This window comes from Terrabacter koreensis, assembly GCF_054783315.1.
This window is the reverse complement of sequence record NZ_BAAGQU010000004.1, coordinates 612,131-628,748: the sequence shown is the minus strand read 5'-3', so window position 1 is coordinate 628,748 and position 16,618 is coordinate 612,131. Positions and strand designations below refer to the sequence as shown.

General features: G+C 71.8%; 18 protein-coding genes. 4 read left to right on the top strand and 14 right to left on the bottom strand.

The features are described 5' to 3' along the window. Together ACYVNR_RS05645 and ACYVNR_RS05640 are read right to left on the bottom strand one after the other, a co-directional pair. Entirely contained in the window at positions 1–924 is a 924-nt protein-coding gene (locus ACYVNR_RS05645) for a shikimate dehydrogenase (RefSeq protein ID WP_461047170.1), read from the bottom strand. Positions 925–972: 48 nt separating this feature from the next. Further along, positions 973–2,391 (bottom strand): MFS transporter, encoded by a 1,419-nt coding sequence (locus ACYVNR_RS05640; protein ID WP_082081020.1) that lies wholly within the window; start codon positions 2,389–2,391, stop codon positions 973–975. Positions 2,392–2,561: 170 nt separating this feature from the next. Between ACYVNR_RS05640 and ACYVNR_RS05635 the strand changes: the two genes are divergently transcribed. Both ACYVNR_RS05635 and aroQ read left to right on the top strand, forming a co-directional pair. Beyond that, positions 2,562–3,587 (top strand): LacI family DNA-binding transcriptional regulator, encoded by a 1,026-nt coding sequence (locus ACYVNR_RS05635; RefSeq protein ID WP_461047168.1) that lies wholly within the window; start codon positions 2,562–2,564, stop codon positions 3,585–3,587. Beyond that, positions 3,584–4,033 (top strand): type II 3-dehydroquinate dehydratase, encoded by a 450-nt coding sequence (gene aroQ, locus ACYVNR_RS05630; protein ID WP_045191979.1) that lies wholly within the window; start codon positions 3,584–3,586, stop codon positions 4,031–4,033. The genes ACYVNR_RS05635 and aroQ overlap by 4 nt, the downstream gene beginning before the upstream one ends. Positions 4,034–4,108: 75 nt before the next feature. Here the strand turns inward: aroQ and ACYVNR_RS05625 are convergent, their stop codons facing one another. The 12 genes from ACYVNR_RS05625 to ACYVNR_RS05570 form a co-directional block, all read right to left on the bottom strand. Next, on the bottom strand, positions 4,109–4,933 hold the full coding sequence (locus ACYVNR_RS05625; protein ID WP_461047165.1) for an IclR family transcriptional regulator domain-containing protein: 825 nt from the start codon (positions 4,931–4,933) through the stop codon (positions 4,109–4,111). A gap of 48 nt (positions 4,934–4,981) precedes the next feature. Next, entirely contained in the window at positions 4,982–5,683 is a 702-nt protein-coding gene (locus ACYVNR_RS05620) for a 3-oxoacid CoA-transferase subunit B (protein ID WP_461047163.1), read from the bottom strand. Then, entirely contained in the window at positions 5,680–6,372 is a 693-nt protein-coding gene (locus tag ACYVNR_RS05615; RefSeq protein ID WP_045191981.1) for a 3-oxoacid CoA-transferase subunit A, read from the bottom strand. Before ACYVNR_RS05615 ends, ACYVNR_RS05620 begins: the two co-directional genes overlap by 4 nt. 43 nt (positions 6,373–6,415) lie before the next feature. Beyond that, a complete protein-coding gene (locus tag ACYVNR_RS05610) occupies positions 6,416–7,630 on the bottom strand; it encodes a thiolase family protein (protein ID WP_461047160.1) in 1,215 nt (404 codons plus the stop codon). Then, positions 7,630–8,082, bottom strand: coding sequence for a 4-carboxymuconolactone decarboxylase (pcaC, locus tag ACYVNR_RS05605; RefSeq protein ID WP_461047158.1), 453 nt, complete (start codon positions 8,080–8,082; stop codon positions 7,630–7,632). The genes ACYVNR_RS05610 and pcaC overlap by 1 nt, the downstream gene beginning before the upstream one ends. Beyond that, positions 8,079–8,888 (bottom strand): alpha/beta fold hydrolase, encoded by an 810-nt coding sequence (locus ACYVNR_RS05600; protein ID WP_461047156.1) that lies wholly within the window; start codon positions 8,886–8,888, stop codon positions 8,079–8,081. The genes pcaC and ACYVNR_RS05600 overlap by 4 nt, the downstream gene beginning before the upstream one ends. Beyond that, on the bottom strand, positions 8,885–10,258 hold the full coding sequence (locus ACYVNR_RS05595) for a lyase family protein (protein WP_461047154.1): 1,374 nt from the start codon (positions 10,256–10,258) through the stop codon (positions 8,885–8,887). Before ACYVNR_RS05595 ends, ACYVNR_RS05600 begins: the two co-directional genes overlap by 4 nt. Next, positions 10,255–10,857, bottom strand: coding sequence for a protocatechuate 3,4-dioxygenase subunit alpha (gene pcaG / locus ACYVNR_RS05590; protein ID WP_461047153.1), 603 nt, complete (start codon positions 10,855–10,857; stop codon positions 10,255–10,257). Before pcaG ends, ACYVNR_RS05595 begins: the two co-directional genes overlap by 4 nt. Then, complete coding sequence (pcaH, locus tag ACYVNR_RS05585) at positions 10,850–11,653, bottom strand: protocatechuate 3,4-dioxygenase subunit beta (RefSeq protein ID WP_461047151.1); 804 nt, start codon at positions 11,651–11,653, stop codon at positions 10,850–10,852. The genes pcaG and pcaH overlap by 8 nt, the downstream gene beginning before the upstream one ends. A gap of 76 nt (positions 11,654–11,729) precedes the next feature. Beyond that, positions 11,730–12,365, bottom strand: a complete 636-nt coding sequence (locus tag ACYVNR_RS05580) for a hypothetical protein (RefSeq protein ID WP_461047149.1) — start codon at positions 12,363–12,365, stop codon at positions 11,730–11,732. 71 nt (positions 12,366–12,436) lie between these two features. Continuing rightward, positions 12,437–12,679, bottom strand: coding sequence for a hypothetical protein (locus ACYVNR_RS05575; RefSeq protein ID WP_461047147.1), 243 nt, complete (start codon positions 12,677–12,679; stop codon positions 12,437–12,439). 99 nt (positions 12,680–12,778) lie between these two features. Next, complete coding sequence (locus ACYVNR_RS05570; protein WP_458798627.1) at positions 12,779–13,348, bottom strand: NADPH-dependent FMN reductase; 570 nt, start codon at positions 13,346–13,348, stop codon at positions 12,779–12,781. A 202-nt stretch (positions 13,349–13,550) separates the two neighbouring features. Between ACYVNR_RS05570 and ACYVNR_RS05565 the strand changes: the two genes are divergently transcribed. Continuing rightward, a complete protein-coding gene (locus ACYVNR_RS05565) occupies positions 13,551–14,126 on the top strand; it encodes an NADPH-dependent F420 reductase (protein ID WP_461047144.1) in 576 nt (191 codons plus the stop codon). A 392-nt stretch (positions 14,127–14,518) separates the two neighbouring features. Beyond that, positions 14,519–16,435 (top strand): fibronectin type III domain-containing protein, encoded by a 1,917-nt coding sequence (locus tag ACYVNR_RS05560; RefSeq protein ID WP_461047143.1) that lies wholly within the window; start codon positions 14,519–14,521, stop codon positions 16,433–16,435. Positions 16,436–16,618 lie beyond the last annotated feature (183 nt).

The following is a 16,618-nucleotide window of genomic DNA, read 5'->3' as shown; positions in this document are numbered from 1 at the left end:
TCACACCGCTCGGGTGGCGACGGTGGTCGTCTCGGTCACCGGGTCGACGCCGAGCACCTGCAGCCCGGTGAGCCGGGTGAAGTGCTCGGTCATGCGCTCCACGTTCGCGCGCTCCCCCGTGAAGAGGCCGTATGCCGTCGCGTGCTGGTGGATGGCCATCGCGCCGCCGGTCATCGTGGCGCACCCGATCGCCCGTGCCGCGTGGACGAGCTCGGTCTCGAGCGGGAAGTAGATGATCTCGGCCACCCACTGGCTCGGCCGGAGCAGGGCGGGGTCGAGCGGCATACCCGGTGAGCTCGACATGCCGACCGGCGTGGCCTGGATGAGGCCGCCGACCTGCTCGAGGGCGGAGGCGACGTCGAGGTGCACGCGGGCGCGACCCGGGCCGACGGCGGCCTCGAGCCGGTCGACGACGGCCCGGGCCCGCTCGGGCGACGTGTCGGAGACGAGCAGCTGCCGCACCCCGGCGCGCAGCGCCCCGTAGCCGACGGCGACGCCGGCGCCCCCGGCGCCGAGCAGGAGGGCGTCCTGCCCGGCGGCCTGTGGCAGCGTCGTCGAGAGGGCGGAGGCGAAGCCGACCCAGTCGGTGTTGTGCCCCGTCGTGCGGCCGTCCCGGATGACGACGGTGTTGACGGCGCCGAGGGCGGCGGCCTCGGGAGAGACCTCGTCGACGAGGTCGAGCACGACGTTCTTGAACGGGTGCGTGACGTTGAGCCCGTCGAAGCCGAGGCGCACCGCCCAGCGCAGCACGTCGGCGGCATCGCCCGGGCCGAGACCCAGCTCGGCCGCGTCGACGAGCCGGTAGGTCAGCGCGTGACCCGCGGCCGCCGCCTCCTCCTCCTGGAGCGGCGCGGCGAGGGAGCTGCCGATGTGCTCTCCGAGGAGCCCGATGGCGAAGGACCTCCGGCGCTGCTGTGACGTCATGATCTGCACTCTCTCCCTGGTTGCTCGTGGGGGCTGCTGTCGACCGCTCTAGCGCGTCGCCTCGCGGGTGACGGCGGTGGTGCGCACGGGCGCCGAGGCGCGGACGGTGGCGCGTCCGAGCTCGTTCGTCGGCACCTTGTGGGTGCCCCGCGGGCCGGTGGCGACGGCGACGGCCGAGATGGCGCAGGCGACGACGGCGAAGGCGGCAACCTTGGGCCAGCCGTCGCCGGTGTCGCCGAGGAGCGCTGCGGCGATGGTCGGCGTGAAACCGGCGAGCGCGAAGCCGAACTGGGTGCCGATGGCCATGCCCGACAGTCGGACGCTGGTCGGGAAGTACTCGGCGTACGTCGACGGCCAGACGGCGTTCGTCGCGCTGTAGACGATGCCGGCGAGCAGGACGCCGACGACCGCGGTGAGCGCCTGGTTGCCACTGGCGATGACGGCGACGTAGGCCGCGGAGAGCACTGCGGAGCCCGCCAGGCCGCCGAGGAAGACCGGCTTGCGGCCCACCCGGTCGGAGACGCTGCCCCAGAACGGGATCACGGCGATCGCCACGAGGTTGGAGATGATCGCGACCCACAGCATGAAGGTGGAGCTGAAGCCGACGCCGTAGGCGTCCTTCGTCGCGAAGGCCAGGGCGAAGACGGTGTAGAGCGTGTTCACCATGGCGACGAACGCCGCGAACATCACGCGCAGCACGGCACGCCAGTGGTCGCGCAGCAGGACCGAGAGCGGGGTGCGCGGGGCCGGCCGCGACTCGACCTCCGACTCGAAGGCCGGGGTCTCGTCGAGCGTGCGGCGGATGACGAAGCCGACGACGACCACGACGGCGCTGAGGAAGAACGGGACGCGCCAGCCCCACGACAGCAGCTGGTCCTCGGGGAGGAGAGCCGCGAGCGGGAGGAAGACGGCCGGGGCGAGCACCTGACCACCCTGGGTGCCGCTCAGCGTCCAGCTCGTGAAGAAGCCGCGGCGGTGGTCGGGGGCGTGCTCGAACGACATGGAGTTGGCCCCGGCCTGCTCCCCCGCTGCCGAGAGGCCCTGGAGCAGACGCAGGACGACGAGCAGGACCGGCGCGAGCATGCCGACGCTCTGGTAGGTGGGCAGGCACCCGACGAGGAAGGTCGAGACGCCCATGAGCAGGAGCGTGAAGATGAGCACCTTCTTGCGGCCGAGCTTGTCTCCCACGTGGCCGAGCAGGAACGACCCGACGGGACGCGCGACGTAGCCGACGCCGAAGGTCGCGAGGGAGGCGACGGTCGCCGCTGCCGTGTTGCCCTCGGGGAAGAAGATCTTGGGGAAGATCAGCGAGGCCGCCGTCCCGTAGATGACGAAGTCGTAGTACTCGAGCGCGCTGCCGACCCAGGCGGCGATGGCCGCCTTCTTCGGGGTGCGCGCCGGCTCGTGCGTGGTCGGGGTGGGCTCGGCCACGGACTCGGGGCCTTCGGGGCTGGGGACTGGCGTCATTGTCGATCCTCCTGTGCGGGCCACCTCGTCGCCCTGACGGGCTTGCACGTGGTGCTGACGAGAACGGCGGTGTTCGTCGGTGGGCTGTCTCGACGGTAGAGATGGCTTGCAATGACTGGCAAACGTTTGCCAAAATTTGCCACATGCCGTCCACGAGACGCCCTCACGCCGTGACCATCACCGACGTGGCCCGCGAGGCCGGGGTCGCCGCCTCGACCGTGTCGCGCGCGCTGACGAACCCCGACCGCGTCAACGTCGTGACCCGGGAGCACGTGCAGCAGGTGGCGGCCCGTCTCGGCTACCGCGCGAGCCCGGCCGCTCGCGCCCTGGGCACCGGACGCACGGCCACCCTCGCCCTCGTCCTGCCCGACATCACCAACCCGTACTTCTCCGGGCTCATCCGCGGCGCCGAGCGGCAGGCCGAGGCCACCGGGCACATCCTCGTCATCGGCGACAGCGAGGAGAACGCCCGCGCCGAGGCCCGGATGGTCGAGCGGCTCGCCCCCGGCGTCGACGGCTTCCTCCTCGGCTCGAGCCGGCTCCCCGACGCGAAGGTCCTCCAGTTCGACGCGGCGATGCCCGTCGTCCTCGTCAACCGGCGGGTGCCGGGGGTGACGAGCGTCAGCCCCGACCAGCAGGGCGGAACGCGCCAGATCGTCGAGCACCTCGTGGCCCTCGGTCACCGCCGCGCGATCTTCCTGGCAGGGCCGCCCGAGTCATGGCTGGGACGTCAACGATGGGCCGGAATCTCCTCTGCTGCAAAGAAGCACGGCCTCAAGGTGCGGCGGCTCGGCCCCTATCACCCCTCCGTCGAGGGCGGCCTGCTCGCCGGCGAGGCCGCACTGGCCGACGGCGCCACGGCCGTCATCGCGCACAACGACCTCATGGCCATCGGAGCCCTCAAGCGGATGAAGGCCCGCGGCGTCTCCGTGCCGGGCGACGTCAGCATCGTCGGCTTCGACGACATCTTCGGCGCCGACTTCTGCGACCCCCCGCTCACGACCCTGAGCGACCGCACCGAGCAGGCCGGGCGCTCTGCCGTCGACCTGCTCGTCGCGCTCGTGCGCGAGCAGGCCCGGAAGGAGAACGACGCCCCCGCCGACATCGTCGCGCCGACGCAGCTCGTCGTCCGCGGCTCGACCGGCCCGGCGCCCACCACTCCCCCACCCGCCCCGAACGAAGGACCCGTCAGATGACCTCACACCAGCGCATCGCCGTGCTCAACGGCCCCAACCTCAACCTGCTCGGCGAGCGCCAACCGGAGGTCTACGGCCACGAGACGCTCGACGACGTCCGGGAGAGGTGCCGGCGCGCGGCCGAAGCGGCCGGGTTCGAGCTCGACTTCCGCCAGAGCAACCACGAGGGCGAGCTCGTCGACGCCATCCAGGAGCTGCGTCACTCCACCGCCGGCCTCGTCGTCAACGCCGCGGCCTACACGCACACGTCGGTGGCGATCCGCGACGCCTTGGCCGTGGTGACGGCTCCCGTCATCGAGGTGCACATCAGCAACGTCCACCGGCGCGAGTCGTTCCGCGGGCACTCCTACCTCTCCGACGTCGTCGACGGCGTCATCGTCGGCTGTGGCACGCAGGGCTATGAGCTCGCGATCGCCCGACTCACGCAGCTGGCCGCAGACGCCTGAGCAGCCGGTTCGATGTGTTCGACGGTCACCTGGGGACCGCCGAACACATCGAACGGGGGGCGCGCGTGCGCCCGGTCAGCCGTCGAGGCGCGGGGAACCCCACCGCTGCGGCTCGTCGGCCATCTCGGGGCGGGCGAGGCGCAGGTCGTCGCCGATGGCACCCGCCGTGTCGACGAGCAACCGGGCGAGCTCGTCGTCGGCGAACCGCCCCGACGAGGCGCTGGTCGTCGACACGTTGATGGCGGCGATCGCCTCCCCCCGGGGGTTGAAGACGGGTGCGGCCAGCGAGCGCAGGCCGATCTCGAGCTCCTGGTCGACGACCGCCCAGCCGCGCTCGCGGACGCGTTCCAGCTCGGCACGCAGAGCCACCGGGTCGGACACGGTTCGCGGAGTCAGGGGCTCGAGACGCACCCGACCCAGGTAGGCCTCGAGGGCGTTCGCGGGCGCGAAGGCCAGCATCGCGCGACCCATCGAGGTGGCGTAGGCGGGGAACCGTGTGCCGACGCGGATCTCGACGGCCATGATGCGGCGGGCCTGGACGCGTGCGACGTAGACGATGTCGTCGCCGTCGAAGACGGACGCCGAGGTCGACTCGCCCAGCTGCGCCGTGAGGTTCTTGAGGTGCGGCTCGGCGACGTCGGGCAGCCTGAGCGACGACAGGAAGGCGTGGCCGAGCGACAGGACACGCGGCGTCAGCGAGAACAGCTGACCGTCGCTGCGCACGAAGCCCAGCGACTCGAGCGAGAGCAGGAAGCGCCGCGCGCTGGCCCTGGTCTGCCCGGTGCGGCGGGCGACGTCGCTCAGGGTGAGGTCGCGGTGCTCTGCGTCGAAGGCGCGGATGACGTCGAGCGTCTTGGCGACCGACCGCACCATCTCACCGCCGGCGGCTGACTCGGACATGTGCCTCCTTCCGGCTCGACTGAGCCACAGCGTGATCCACCGGGTCTGTCAGGGGCGCCGCAGCGGCACCGGGACGAGGGCCTCGAGCTCCTCGAAGGTGACCCCGTGGGTCTCCCGCACGACGACCGAGCCGTCGCCACCGCCACCGTGGTCGCCGTCGCGGTCGATGAGGAAGACCGCCACGTCGGTGTAGATGCGGCTCACGCAGCCCACCCCGGTGAGCGGGTAGGTGCACGCCTCGACGAGCTTGCTCTGCCCTTCGCGTGTCTGCAGGGTCATCATCACGAAGGTGTCCTTCGCCCCGATGGCGAGATCCATGGCGCCCCCGACGGCCGGGATCGCGCCGGGCTCGCCCGTGTGCCAGTTGGCGAGGTCACCGCGGGCCGACACCTGGTAGGCGCCGAGGACGCAGATGTCGAGGTGGCCGCCGCGCATCATGGCGAACGAGTCGGCGTGGTGGAAGTACGAGGCACCGGGCAGCTCGGTCACCGGGATCTTGCCGGCGTTGATGAGGTCGGGGTCGACGTCGTCACCGTGCGCCTCGGGCCCCATGCCGAGCATGCCGTTCTCGGTGTGCAGCGTGACGCCGCTGTCGGGGGCGAGGTAGTTGGACACCAGGGTGGGCTGGCCGATGCCGAGGTTGACGAAGGCGCCGTCGGGGATGTCGGCGGCGACGAGGGCGGCCAGCTCGGCCTTGCCCAGCCGGGTCGGGCCCTCGATGAAGGTCGACGGGGTCTGCAGGGAGCTCACTGGTCCTCCTCCGGTCGGGGGGTCGCGGCGGTCGGCACGACGACGACGCGGTCGACGTAGATGCCCGGCGTGACGACCACTTCGGGGTCCATCGCGCCGGTCGGGACCACCTCGTGCACCTGGACGATGGTCGTCGTGGCAGCCGCGGCCATGATCGGCCCGAAGTTGCGGGCGGTCTTGCGGTAGGTGAGGTTGCCGACGCCGTCGGCCCGGTGCGCCTTGACGAGGGCGTAGTCGGCACGGATGGGAAGCTCGAGCACGTAGTGCCGACCGTCGATCTCGCGCACCTCCTTGCCCTCGGCGAGCGGCGTGCCGTAGCCCGTGGGCGTGAAGAAGGCACCGATGCCGGCGCCCGCGGCGCGGATGCGCTCGGCGAGGTTGCCCTGCGGCACGAGCTCGAGCTCGATCTCGCCGGCCCGGTACTTCGCGTCGAACTGGTGGCTGTCGTGCTGCCGCGGGAACGAGCAGATGACCTTGCGCACGCGCCCCGCGCCGATGAGGGCGGCGAGGCCGACGTCGCCGTTGCCGGCGTTGTTGTTGACGACAGTGAGGTCGCGCGTGCCGGTCTCGACGAGGGCCTCGATGAGCTCGACCGGCTGTCCTGCCGGCCCGAAGCCCCCGATGAGCACCGTTGCGCCGTCGGGGATGTCGGCGACCGCGTCGAGCGCGCTCTGGGTGATGGTCACCATGTCAGTTCCCTTGTGTTCGATGGCTCTTGCGTATGCCGTGTGGTCACGACGTGACTCCTGCGCTGACGTTCTCGAGCACGACGGCGAGGCCCTGCCCGACGCCGATGCAGATGCAGGCCACGCCCCAGCGAGCCCCGGTGCGCTGGAGGTCTCGGGCGAGGGTGCCGAGGATGCGTCCGCCCGAGGCACCGAGCGGGTGGCCGATGGCGATGGCGCCACCGTGCCGGTTGACGATCTCGGGATCGATCTGCCACGCGTCGAGGCAGGCGAGCGACTGGGCGGCGAAGGCCTCGTTGAGCTCGACGGCGGAGACGTCGCCCCAGCCGATGCCGGCGCGCGCGAGGGCCGCGTTGGCCGCCTCGACGGGCGCGTAGCCGAAGTACTGCGGTTCGAGGGCGCTCGCGCCGCGCCCGGCGACGCGAGCGAGCGGGTCGAGTCCGATCTCGTCGTGGGCGCCCTCGCTGCCGAGCAGCACGGCCGAGGCGCCGTCGTTGAGCGGCGAGGCGTTGCCGGCGGTGACGGTGCCGCCCTCCTTGCGGAACGACGTGCGCAGCCCGGCGAGGCGCTCCTCCGTCGTGTCGGGCCGGATCGACTCGTCGCGGGCGAGGTCGACGCCCGGGACCGGGACGACGAGGTCGTCGTACCAGCCGTCGGCCCAGGCCTGGTCGGCGAGACGGTGCGACCGGGCGGCGAAGGCATCCTGCCGCTCGCGGGTGACGCCGTACTTCTCCCGGAGCTGCTCGGTCGCCTCACCGAGCGAGACGGTCCAGTCGGCGGGCATGGCAGGGTTCACGAGTCGCCACCCGAGCGTCGTCGAGGCCAGCGCGAGATCGCCTGCGGGATAAGGCTTCTCGGTCTTGGGAAGCACCCAGGGGGCACGGCTCATGGACTCCACGCCTCCGCTGATGACGATCTCGGCGTCGCCCGTCTCGATCGAGCGTGACGCGACCATCGCAGCGTCGAGGCTCGACCCGCACAGGCGGTTGACGGTCGAGCCGGGGATGCTCGTCGGCAGGCCCGCGAGGAGGGTGGCCATGCGCGCCACGTTGCGGTTCTCCTCGCCGGCGCCGTTGGCGTTGCCGAGGACGACCTCGTCGACCTGCTCGCCGAAGCCCCCGTCGGCCAGGCCCGGCGCGCGGCTCACGAGCTGCCTGACGGCGTGGGCTGCGAGGTCGTCGGGTCGGGTGCCGGCGAGCTGACCGCCGAAGCGGCCGAAGGGGGTGCGGACGGCGTCGTAGACGTATGCGGCGGTGGTCATCACCGGTCTCCTGCTCCTGGACCGCCCTCGCGGTCACGGTCGTTGGTGGGGTCCTTCTCGTACTCGGCGAGCGCCTGCCCGGCGACGGCGAACGCGTGGTTGGCCGAGGGGACCCCGAGGTAGATCGCCGCCTGGAGCAGCACCTCCTGGATCTCGTCGACGCTGAGCCCGTTGCGTCGGGCCGCGCGCACGTGCATGGCGAACTCGTCCCAGTGGTCGCGGGCGACCAGGGCGGTCAGGGTGATCGCGCTGCGGGTGCGGCGGTCGAGGCCCGGACGGGTCCAGATCTCACCCCACGCGTAGCGGGTGATGAGGTCCTGGAAGGTCTCGGTGAATGCGGTGGTGCCTGCCTGCGCGCGGTCGACATGCGCGTCGGAGAGCACCTCGCGCCGCACGGCCATGCCCTCGGCGTGCGCCTGGCCCGCCGTGCGCGAGCGGCTGTCGTCACTCATGCGATGCCTCCTGCCCGCAGCGTGTCGAGGAAGTCCGCGATCCGGTGCGCCGTCGCCTTCGGCTGCTCGGCCGGAGGCAGGTGGGCCGCGCCCGCGAGGACGCCCCAGGAGCCGCCGGAGCGGTCGGCCACGAGCTCGGACATCGGCGGCGGGGCGACCTCGTCGAGCTCGCCGGCGAGGGCCAGCACCGGCACGGCGACGCCCTCGAGGTCGTCGCGCACGTCGAAAGCGGCGAGGGCCTCGCAGCACCGCGCGTAGCTGGCGCTGTCGGCGTGTTGGAGCGAGGTGAGCAGGTCGGTGGCGCAGGCAGGCTCGCGCTCGATGAATCCCGGCGCGAACCACCGCTTCGCCGAGCCCTCGACCATGACCGGGGTGCCGGCCCGGCGCACGAGGTCGGCGCGCTCGTGCCAACCGTCGGCCTCACCGATCTTCGCGCCCGAGGCGATGCTCACGACCCCCGCAAAGGCGTCGGCGTGGTCGATCGCGAGGGCGAGGGCGACGGCGCCTCCGAGGGACACGCCGGCATACGCAACGGGTCGCCGGGCCGTGGCGCGGACGTCCTCGGTCGCATCGGCGACGGCGTTGGCGAGGTCCTGCACGCTGAAGGGCTGGTCATGCGCGGGGCTGGCGCCGTGGCCGGGCAGGTCCCAGCCGACGACGGCGAGGTCGTCGGGCAGCTCGGCGACGCAGGCCGCCCAGAGCGGCGCAACGGCGGTGCCGAGCGAGGGCCCGACGACGAGGAGGCCCGCCGGCCGCTCGGGCCGGCGCAGCTGGGTCAGGGCGATCGGGATGGTCGGGATGGTCATGGGGCTCCCCCGTGGTCGGTGCTGAGGGTGGTCGTGCGGTCGTCGCGCAGGTGCCGCGCGACGGCACGGTCGACGAGGTCGCCGGCGGCGCCGACGTAGCGGGCGGGGTCGAGAAGGTCGGCGACGGCGTCGTCGGACAGCACCTGCTCGGGCAGGTAGGCCCGCAGGATCGGCATCAGGTGCTTCGCCCGCGCGCCGCCGACGAGGGCGGGCCGGAGCGCGCTGACGGCGGAGGCACCGCCGGGCAGTCGCGCGACCTCGCGCAGGAGCCTCTCGGCGACAAGGGCCGGGCCGACCGCGTCGGCGTTGCGCCGCATGGCGTCAGCGTCGACCTCGAGGCCGGTGAGCAGCTCTCGGGTCTGGGAGGCCGCGACGACGACGCGGCGGAGCAGGCGCAGCAACGCTCCCCACTCGGCGTGCCAGGCGCCGTCGGGCCGCTCGTCGACCGCGAGGCCGGCCGCGCTGTGGAGCGTCGCCCCGAGGTGGGGTGCCTCGATGGCGACCGACCGCACGAGCACCGAGAGCACGGGGTTTCGCTTCTGCGGCAGCGTGGAGGAGCCGCCGCGCCCGTCGTCGGACGGCTCGTGCACCTCGGCGATCTCGGCGCGCGACAGCGTGACCACGTCGATGGCCACCTTGCCCATGGCATCGGCGGCGCGCACGAGGCAGTCGCCCACCCGGGTCATCGGACCGCGATCGGTGTGCCACGGCCTCCCGGGGTCGGCGAGGCCGAGCTCGTCGGCCAGCAGCCCAGCCGCCTCGGCCGAACGGCCGGGCACGAGAGCCTCGACGGCGGCAAGCGTTCCGGCCGCGCCGCCGCACTGGACCGGCAGCGTGCGCCGGAGACCGGCGAGCTCGTCGGCGACGTCGTCGAGCGCACCGAGCCAGCCGGCGGCCTTGAGCCCGAAGGTGGTCGGCAGGGCAGGCTGTGCGAGCGTGCGCGCGACCTGCACGGTGTCGCGGTGCTCGACCGCGAGGCGCGCCGCGGCGTCGGCGGCGTCTGCCAGGTGCTGGGACAGCTGCTCGGCCGCCCGGGCGACGAGAAGCACGAGTGCGCTGTCGACGACGTCCTGGCTCGTGAGCCCGCGGTGCACCGCGGCTGCGGCGTCGCCCACGCGCTCGCGCAGCGAGGCGAGCATCGGGATGACGGGGTTGCCGCCACCCTCGGCAGCAGTTCCGATGCCCTCGACGTCGTGGCCCGCAGCGTCGCAGGCCTCGGCCACGACCGCCACCACGTCGTCGTCGACGAGGCCGAGGTGTCGCTGGACGCGCACCCACGCCGACTCGACGTCGAGCATCGCCTGGAGCACGGCCCGGTCGTCGGTGAGGCCGGCGGCGCGAGGGGCGCCGGGCTCGAGCAGCCCGCTCACACCTCGTGCCTCGGGTAGCGCAGGAAGACGGTCTCGCGCTCCCCCTGCAGCCGCACGTCGAAGCGCAGCGACCCGTCGCCCTCCCGGACCGCCACGAGGGTGTCGCGGTCGGCCTGGTCGAGCGAGGAGAGGAGGGCGTCCGACTCCAGGGCCGCTGCCGGCTCGGGGAGGTAGACGCGCGTGAAGAGTCGGTTGAGCAGCCCTCGGGCGAACACCGTCATCGCGATGAACGGCGCGGAGCCCGCGGAGGTGGCTCCCGGCTCGACCGTGGTGAACGAGTAGCCGCCGTCGCGCCACGTCTGGGTGCGGCCGAAGCCGGTGAACACGCCGGGGTCGCGGCGCAGCGAGCCCGGCTCGCGCACGACGCGGCCGTCGGCGTCGGGCTGCCAGATCTCGAGGAGCGCGTCGGGCACCGGTGCGCCGTGGCCGTCGGTGACGGTGCCGTGCAGCCGCACCGCCCCCGGCGTGCCTGCGGGAACGAGGTGCTCGCCGTCCGCGAAGGGCAGGGCGTAGTGGTAGAAGGGCCCGACCGTCTGGCCCGGCGTGGGTGCCAGGCCGGCCGCGGCGGCATACCGCGAGTTCGCCGGTGTCTCAGACATGCTCGCCCTCCTCCATGGGGGTCGCGTGGGTGCCGGTCAGGACGATGTCCCAGCGGTAGCCGAGCAGCCACTCGTGCTCCGAAGTGTCGTGGTCGTACGTGGCCACGAGCCGGTCGCGCGCCTGCTGACTGGTGATGGCCTGGTAGATCGGGTCGAGCGCGAAGAGCGGGTCGCCCGGGAAGTACATCTGCGTGACGAGTCGCTGGGTGAACTCGGTGCCGAAGAGCGAGAAGTGCACGTGTGCCGGCCGCCAGGCGTTGCGGTGGTTGCGCCACGGGTAGGGGCCGGGCTTGATCGTGACGAACGAGTAGGAGCCGTCGTCGCCGGTGATGGCACGGCCCACGCCGGTGAAGTTCGGGTCGACCGGCGCGGGATGCTGGTCGCGCTTGTGGATGTAGCGGCCGGCCGCGTTGGCCTGCCACACCTCGACGAGCTGACCGCGGACGGGGCGCCCGTCACCGTCGAGCACCCGGCCCGCGATGCGGATGCGTTCGCCGATCGGCTCGCCCCCGCGCTGGATGGTGAGGTCGGCCTCGAGCGGGTCGACGTCACGATGCCCGAAGACCGGCGCCACGAGCTCGATGCCCTCGGGGTCCGCGTGCCGCGGTTCCTTCGTCGGGTGGCGCAGCTCGGCGCTGCGGTAGGCGGGGAAGTCGAGGCGCGGCTGGACGCGGGCGATCCCCTGCGACTCGTCGTCGGCCTGCGCGGCCGCGATCTCGGCGCTGACCGCCGCCTGGGAGTCGCGGTCGGGCACCGCCTCACCGGCCTCGCGACCCTCGATCACCGTCTCGCTCATGTCGACCTCCTCGTCTGCGTGGAGCCGACCGTAGCAGAGTGTTCGCATTCTGCACAAGTGTTCGCTATGCGAACATCTACGAGCCCACGGAGTCGACGACCTCCGCCATGGCCGCGCGGTGGACGTGCGTGGACGCCGGCAGGCCCGAAGCCAGACCGAGCTGCACTCGGAAGCGGGTCGCCCCGGGAACGGCGAGCCCTACCGTCCAGCAGCCCTCGGCCGCATGGTGCTCCTCGTCGGTGAGCGACAGGGCCTCCGGGTCGACGTCGGAGTAGGCGTGGGCGACGGCCGACGTCGCGGCGCTCAGCGCGTCGGCGCGGTCGGGAGCCGGCGCGTCGGGCGCGAACCGGCCGACCATGCGCGAGAACGCCTCTGCCACGAGGGGGGTCAGGTCGCGTGCGGGTGTGCCGTCGGCCGGCGGACTGCCCACGGCGAGAAGCACCGACAACTGCGCCTGCCCCAGGCCGTCACGGTCGGCCCGGTGCGTACGCGACACCTCGACGATCCAGGGCGGCGCGTCGCTCGCCCCGCCCAGCACCGGCTCCAGGCACTCGAGGTAGGGCACCTCGTCGAAGCGACTGTCCGCCACTGCCTCCGTGGTGGGGAGCAGGTCGAGCAGGTAGACGTCGTGGGGCACGTCGTCGAGCGAACGAGCGCACGCCACCACGATGCGCAACCTGTCGACCCGTCCCTTGCGCAGCGCGGAGATCATGGCCCCACACTTCTCCACTCGCGTCACGGCGGCAACGGCTTGTCGAACCGTGCCGGCGCCAGGTCCCCGCGCTACGGGCCCGTCCCTGCGATCCCGGCGGCGTACCGCCGGTCGAGCTCGCGCGTGATGTGGCGCTCGCGACGCTGCAGCTCGGCCCGCCGGTGCGTCTGACCGGGGATCGGGCGATAGCCGTTCGACGCCGCGTCGCGGTCGACCATGTCCTGCAGCCGGGCCAGCTCCGCGATGAGCTCGCGGACCGTCATCGACTCCAGGGACGGAGCCTCCCGATCGAGTGGGTGCAGCTCGACGGTCATGACCGGACCTCCTCGTCCCTCTGCGACTCCCTTCGCCCTCCCATCATCGGGCCGGCACCACCTGCAGGCAATGCCGGCCGGTTCGAGGTTCGCGAACCGTCACGGGCGCGGGAGCACCGTGAGGACCCGCTCGACGTGGTCGCGGAACTCCTGCATGAAGCCGGACAGGAAGTCGGCCGTCGACTCGTCGGTGACCTCCCCGTCGTCGGTGACCAGACCCGGCCGCAGGGTCACGTACGCCTCGGGGGCGGTCATCTGCCGGGCGTTGCAGAAGCTGAGCACCCCGCGCAGGCTCTGCTGGGCCAGCGCCGTGCCGATCTGGCCGGGAGAGGCGCCGATCACCGCCGCCGGGATGTGGTCGAACGAGTTCTGACCCCAGGGCCGCGAGGCCCAGTCGATCGCGTTCTTGAGCGCGCCGGGGATGGAGCGGTTGTACTCCGGCGTGACGAACAGGACGGCCTGAGAGCGGGCGATGGCCTCCTTGAGCGCCTTCGGCTCCGCCGGGTAGTCCGAGTCGAAGTCGGGGCTGTAGAGCGGCAGGTTGCCGATCGGGATCTCGGTGAAGCTCAGGTCTTTCGGTGCGAGCCGGATGAGCGCCTTGCTCAGGGTCCGGTTGAGCGACGTCGATGACAGGCTGCCGACGAAGTAGCCGACCTCGTACGTGGGCATGCGTCCTCCTGGTGTGCGGTGGGATCGGTGGGGAGCGAGCTGCCTGACCGCGCGGACCTACCACTCCCGAGGCTCCCAGACTCGCGGAGACTTCGACACCCCTCCCTGCCGGACGGCACGGCGCCGCATTGGCTGACATGTCAACCAATCTCTGTCATATTGATTGAAGAATCAACCAACTACTCAGTCTGTGGAGGACACAGTGGCACGCATCAGCATCATCGGAACCGGCAACATGGGGCAGGCCATCGCGGGCGTCTTCGGCAAGGGCGGGCACTCCGTGCAGCTGCTCGGCGAGGCCGACGCCGCCACCGCGGTCAGCGGCGACATCGTCGTGCTCGCGGTCCCCTACGGCGCCGTACCGTCGATCGTCGCCGAGCGTCGCGACAGCCTCGCCGGCAAGGTCGTCGTCGACATCACCAACCCGGTGAACTTCGAGACGTTCGACTCGCTCGTCGTACCGGCCGACGGCTCGGCCGCGGCCGAGATCGCCAAGCAGCTGCCCGAGTCGAAGGTCGTCAAGGCGTTCAACACCACGTTCGCCGGCACCCTGGCCGCCGGCACCGTCGGACCGAACACGACGACGGTGCTCCTCGCCGGTGACGACGCCGACGCGAAGTCCGAGCTCGTCGGCGCCATCGCAGCCGGTGGGCTCAAGGCCGTCGACGCCGGCTCGCTGGCGCGCGCCCGCGAGCTCGAGGCCCTGGGCTTCCTGCAGATCAGCCTCGCCGCTGGCGAGAAGATCTCGTGGACGGGCGGGTTCGGCGTCGTCGCCTGATCCTCATCGTTCGGCTCGACGGCCGGTCACTGGTCCCCACCGGTGGCCGGCCGTCGACGTGCGCGCCGAGGCCCCCTATAGGTCAATCGGACTCTGCTGCAGCGCTTTTCGCCTTCAGCGGCCGTGATCCAGACAACGGACATTACGTCTGCGACCGGCCGTTTCACGACGAAGCCGTGCGGATCGGTCAGGGGCCCGCGGCGCCAGTCTTCCGTCCAAGGAATGCACAAGGTGGTCGGCCGATCTTGTAGAGGCTCGCGAAGGAATGGGCATGCAGCCCTTCCTCGAATGGCTCGCAGGAGGGGATCAAGGTGCGACCAACCCGATCAACAAGCAAGGCCACGACCGCCCGGCGGCGGGGGGTACGGGCGACCATCGGCGCATGCGCCGCAGTGGGACTGGCGTTCACGCCGATCCTCATGTTCGCCGGCCCGGCCTCCGCGGCCGTGCCCACGTTCCCGGACAACATCGCCGTGTTCCCCGACCGGGACTTCGTCTCGATCGAGGGCTACTCGGATCGAGCCGGCCAGACGGCAACCATCACGGTCACGCGTCCCGGAGTCGGCGTGGTCGGCTCCGCGAAGGGAGTCGTGTCCGGGACGGACGTCGCGTTCGAGGTGAACCACCCCGGTGGCGTCTGCTGGGGCAACGGCACCAGCCTCCAGGTCACTCCCGACATCGTCGCGGGCGACAAGGTCTCGGTCACCTTCCCCGACGGTCTGACGGAGGACACCACGACGTCGTCAGCGACCGTCACCCACGACATGGTGCAGAACGGCACCACGATCACCGTGACCGGGACGTTCAACGTCAACCCGAACATCGGGCTGCCGGTCGTGAACCCTGACTTCCTCGAGCAGCGGATCATCCAGCCCGACCTCGTGCCGATCATCGGCAAGCGCGACATCCGCGCTGTGCCCGGGCCGCTCACCCCAGCACCCAGGGGCGGATACAGCTCGAGCCTCACCTTCCCGAACCCGGGCGAGTTCCTGGCGACGTACATCTTCGACTCGCAGGAGGCGGCCGACGTCGCGGCCGCCGCAGACCTGGGCGAGCGCGCCATGAACTGGGAGGTCCAGGACGCGGACGGCAACCGCCAAGGCCTCACCATCGCCGAGTTCGGTGAGGCCGGTGGCCCCGGCATGGGCGGCTGCCCGGCCGGCCCAGCGGACCAGACGGCTCCGGTCGGCACCGCCTCGGTGGTCCAGACCGGAACCTCCGCCCTCGTCAAGTGGACTCCGGTCACGGCCGTCCCGACGGCCGACCCGGTCACCGGATACAGCATCGAGGCGGTCACGGCTCCGGACGCGAACGGCGCGCAGAGCACTGCCGGCGTGCGCGTCGGCGTCAACGCCACGCAGACGACGCTCACCGGTCTCGACACGACGAAGACGTACAGCTTCGAGGTGCGGTCGATGGCCGGCGCGAAGCTCAGCACCCCGTTCAAGATGGGCGCGGTCAGCACCGCCACACCCACGCTGACGCTCGATCCCGCTCCGTCGACCACACCTGGCGGCGTGGTGCAGGCGAACGCGGTGACGGTGGCCAGCGACGGTCAGGTCTTCTTCACCACCGATGGCTCGCCGGTCATCTCTGCAGGCCTTCCGTCTGACACCGCCACGCTGCTGACTGGGACGTCCATCCCGATCACCGCACCGGTGCTCCTGAAGGTGGCTGCCTTCAACTCGGTGGGCAACTCCACCCTCCTCGAGGGCCAGTTCGCGCCGGTCACGGCGACAGTTCCCGACCCACCGACGGGGTTGACTGCCGGTACGACGACACAGAACTCGGTCGCCTTGAAGTGGACTGCCCCGAGCGGCACCGTCACCGGCTATCAGGTGAGCGTCACGAACGTCGCCACGGGGGCGGCACTACCGCAGCCGCCGGTCACGTCGATCGCCTCGCAGACGATCTCGGGGTTGGCACCTGCCACCACCTACCGGTTCGTGGTCAGGGCGCTCAACGCCGGCGTGACAGGCCTGCCGTCAGCACCCGTGGAGAAGACCACCCTGGCACCGGCGGACCGCATCACCATCTCGACGGCGAAGTGGAAGGTCGGCGACTTCAAGGTCGTCGGAACGAGTGACAGGGTCAATGCGGTCATCAAGCTCTACCGGGTGAACCCTGACGGCACGCCAGGCGCGGAGATCATCGGTTCGACGACGACGGCCGTCCTGGCGGTCCCCCCGGGCATCGCCGACTGGACGGTCCGCATGCGGGCCAATGCCCCGACGACCAACCCGGGCAGGATCATCGCAAAGTCCGACCAGGGCGGCCAGACCGCACCCTTCACCGTCTCGAACGGCTGACCGGGTCCCGCCCCAGCGGCACGGACGCCACGAGCCCCCGCCTTCAGCGGGGGCTCGTGGCATGTCCGGATCCGCCCGCTTCGTCCCCTTATGCAGGGCGAGTTCAGCTGCGCTACCACGTGATTCGCGATCTCGTCCGGAAAACGAGTGCCCAAAAACTAGGGGTCACCCTTCGCTCTCAAT

Excerpts from the sequence above, each read along its gene's own strand:
- ACYVNR_RS05625 (WP_461047165.1), bottom strand. The coding sequence starts at position 4,933 with ATGTCCGAGTCAGCCGCCGGCGGTGAGATGGTGCGGTCGGTCGCCAAG.
- aroQ (WP_045191979.1), top strand. The coding sequence starts at position 3,584 with ATGACCTCACACCAGCGCATCGCCGTGCTCAACGGCCCCAACCTCAAC.
- ACYVNR_RS05640 (WP_082081020.1), bottom strand. The coding sequence starts at position 2,391 with ATGACGCCAGTCCCCAGCCCCGAAGGCCCCGAGTCCGTGGCCGAGCCC.
- pcaG (WP_461047153.1), bottom strand. The coding sequence starts at position 10,857 with ATGTCTGAGACACCGGCGAACTCGCGGTATGCCGCCGCGGCCGGCCTG.
- ACYVNR_RS05600 (WP_461047156.1), bottom strand. The coding sequence starts at position 8,888 with ATGACCATCCCGACCATCCCGATCGCCCTGACCCAGCTGCGCCGGCCC.
- ACYVNR_RS05575 (WP_461047147.1), bottom strand. The coding sequence starts at position 12,679 with ATGACCGTCGAGCTGCACCCACTCGATCGGGAGGCTCCGTCCCTGGAG.
- ACYVNR_RS05615 (WP_045191981.1), bottom strand. The coding sequence starts at position 6,372 with ATGGTGACCATCACCCAGAGCGCGCTCGACGCGGTCGCCGACATCCCC.
- ACYVNR_RS05580 (WP_461047149.1), bottom strand. The coding sequence starts at position 12,365 with ATGATCTCCGCGCTGCGCAAGGGACGGGTCGACAGGTTGCGCATCGTG.
- pcaC (WP_461047158.1), bottom strand. The coding sequence starts at position 8,082 with ATGAGTGACGACAGCCGCTCGCGCACGGCGGGCCAGGCGCACGCCGAG.
- ACYVNR_RS05610 (WP_461047160.1), bottom strand. The coding sequence starts at position 7,630 with ATGACCACCGCCGCATACGTCTACGACGCCGTCCGCACCCCCTTCGGC.
- pcaH (WP_461047151.1), bottom strand. The coding sequence starts at position 11,653 with ATGAGCGAGACGGTGATCGAGGGTCGCGAGGCCGGTGAGGCGGTGCCC.
- ACYVNR_RS05645 (WP_461047170.1), bottom strand. The coding sequence starts at position 924 with ATGACGTCACAGCAGCGCCGGAGGTCCTTCGCCATCGGGCTCCTCGGA.
- ACYVNR_RS05570 (WP_458798627.1), bottom strand. The coding sequence starts at position 13,348 with ATGCCCACGTACGAGGTCGGCTACTTCGTCGGCAGCCTGTCATCGACG.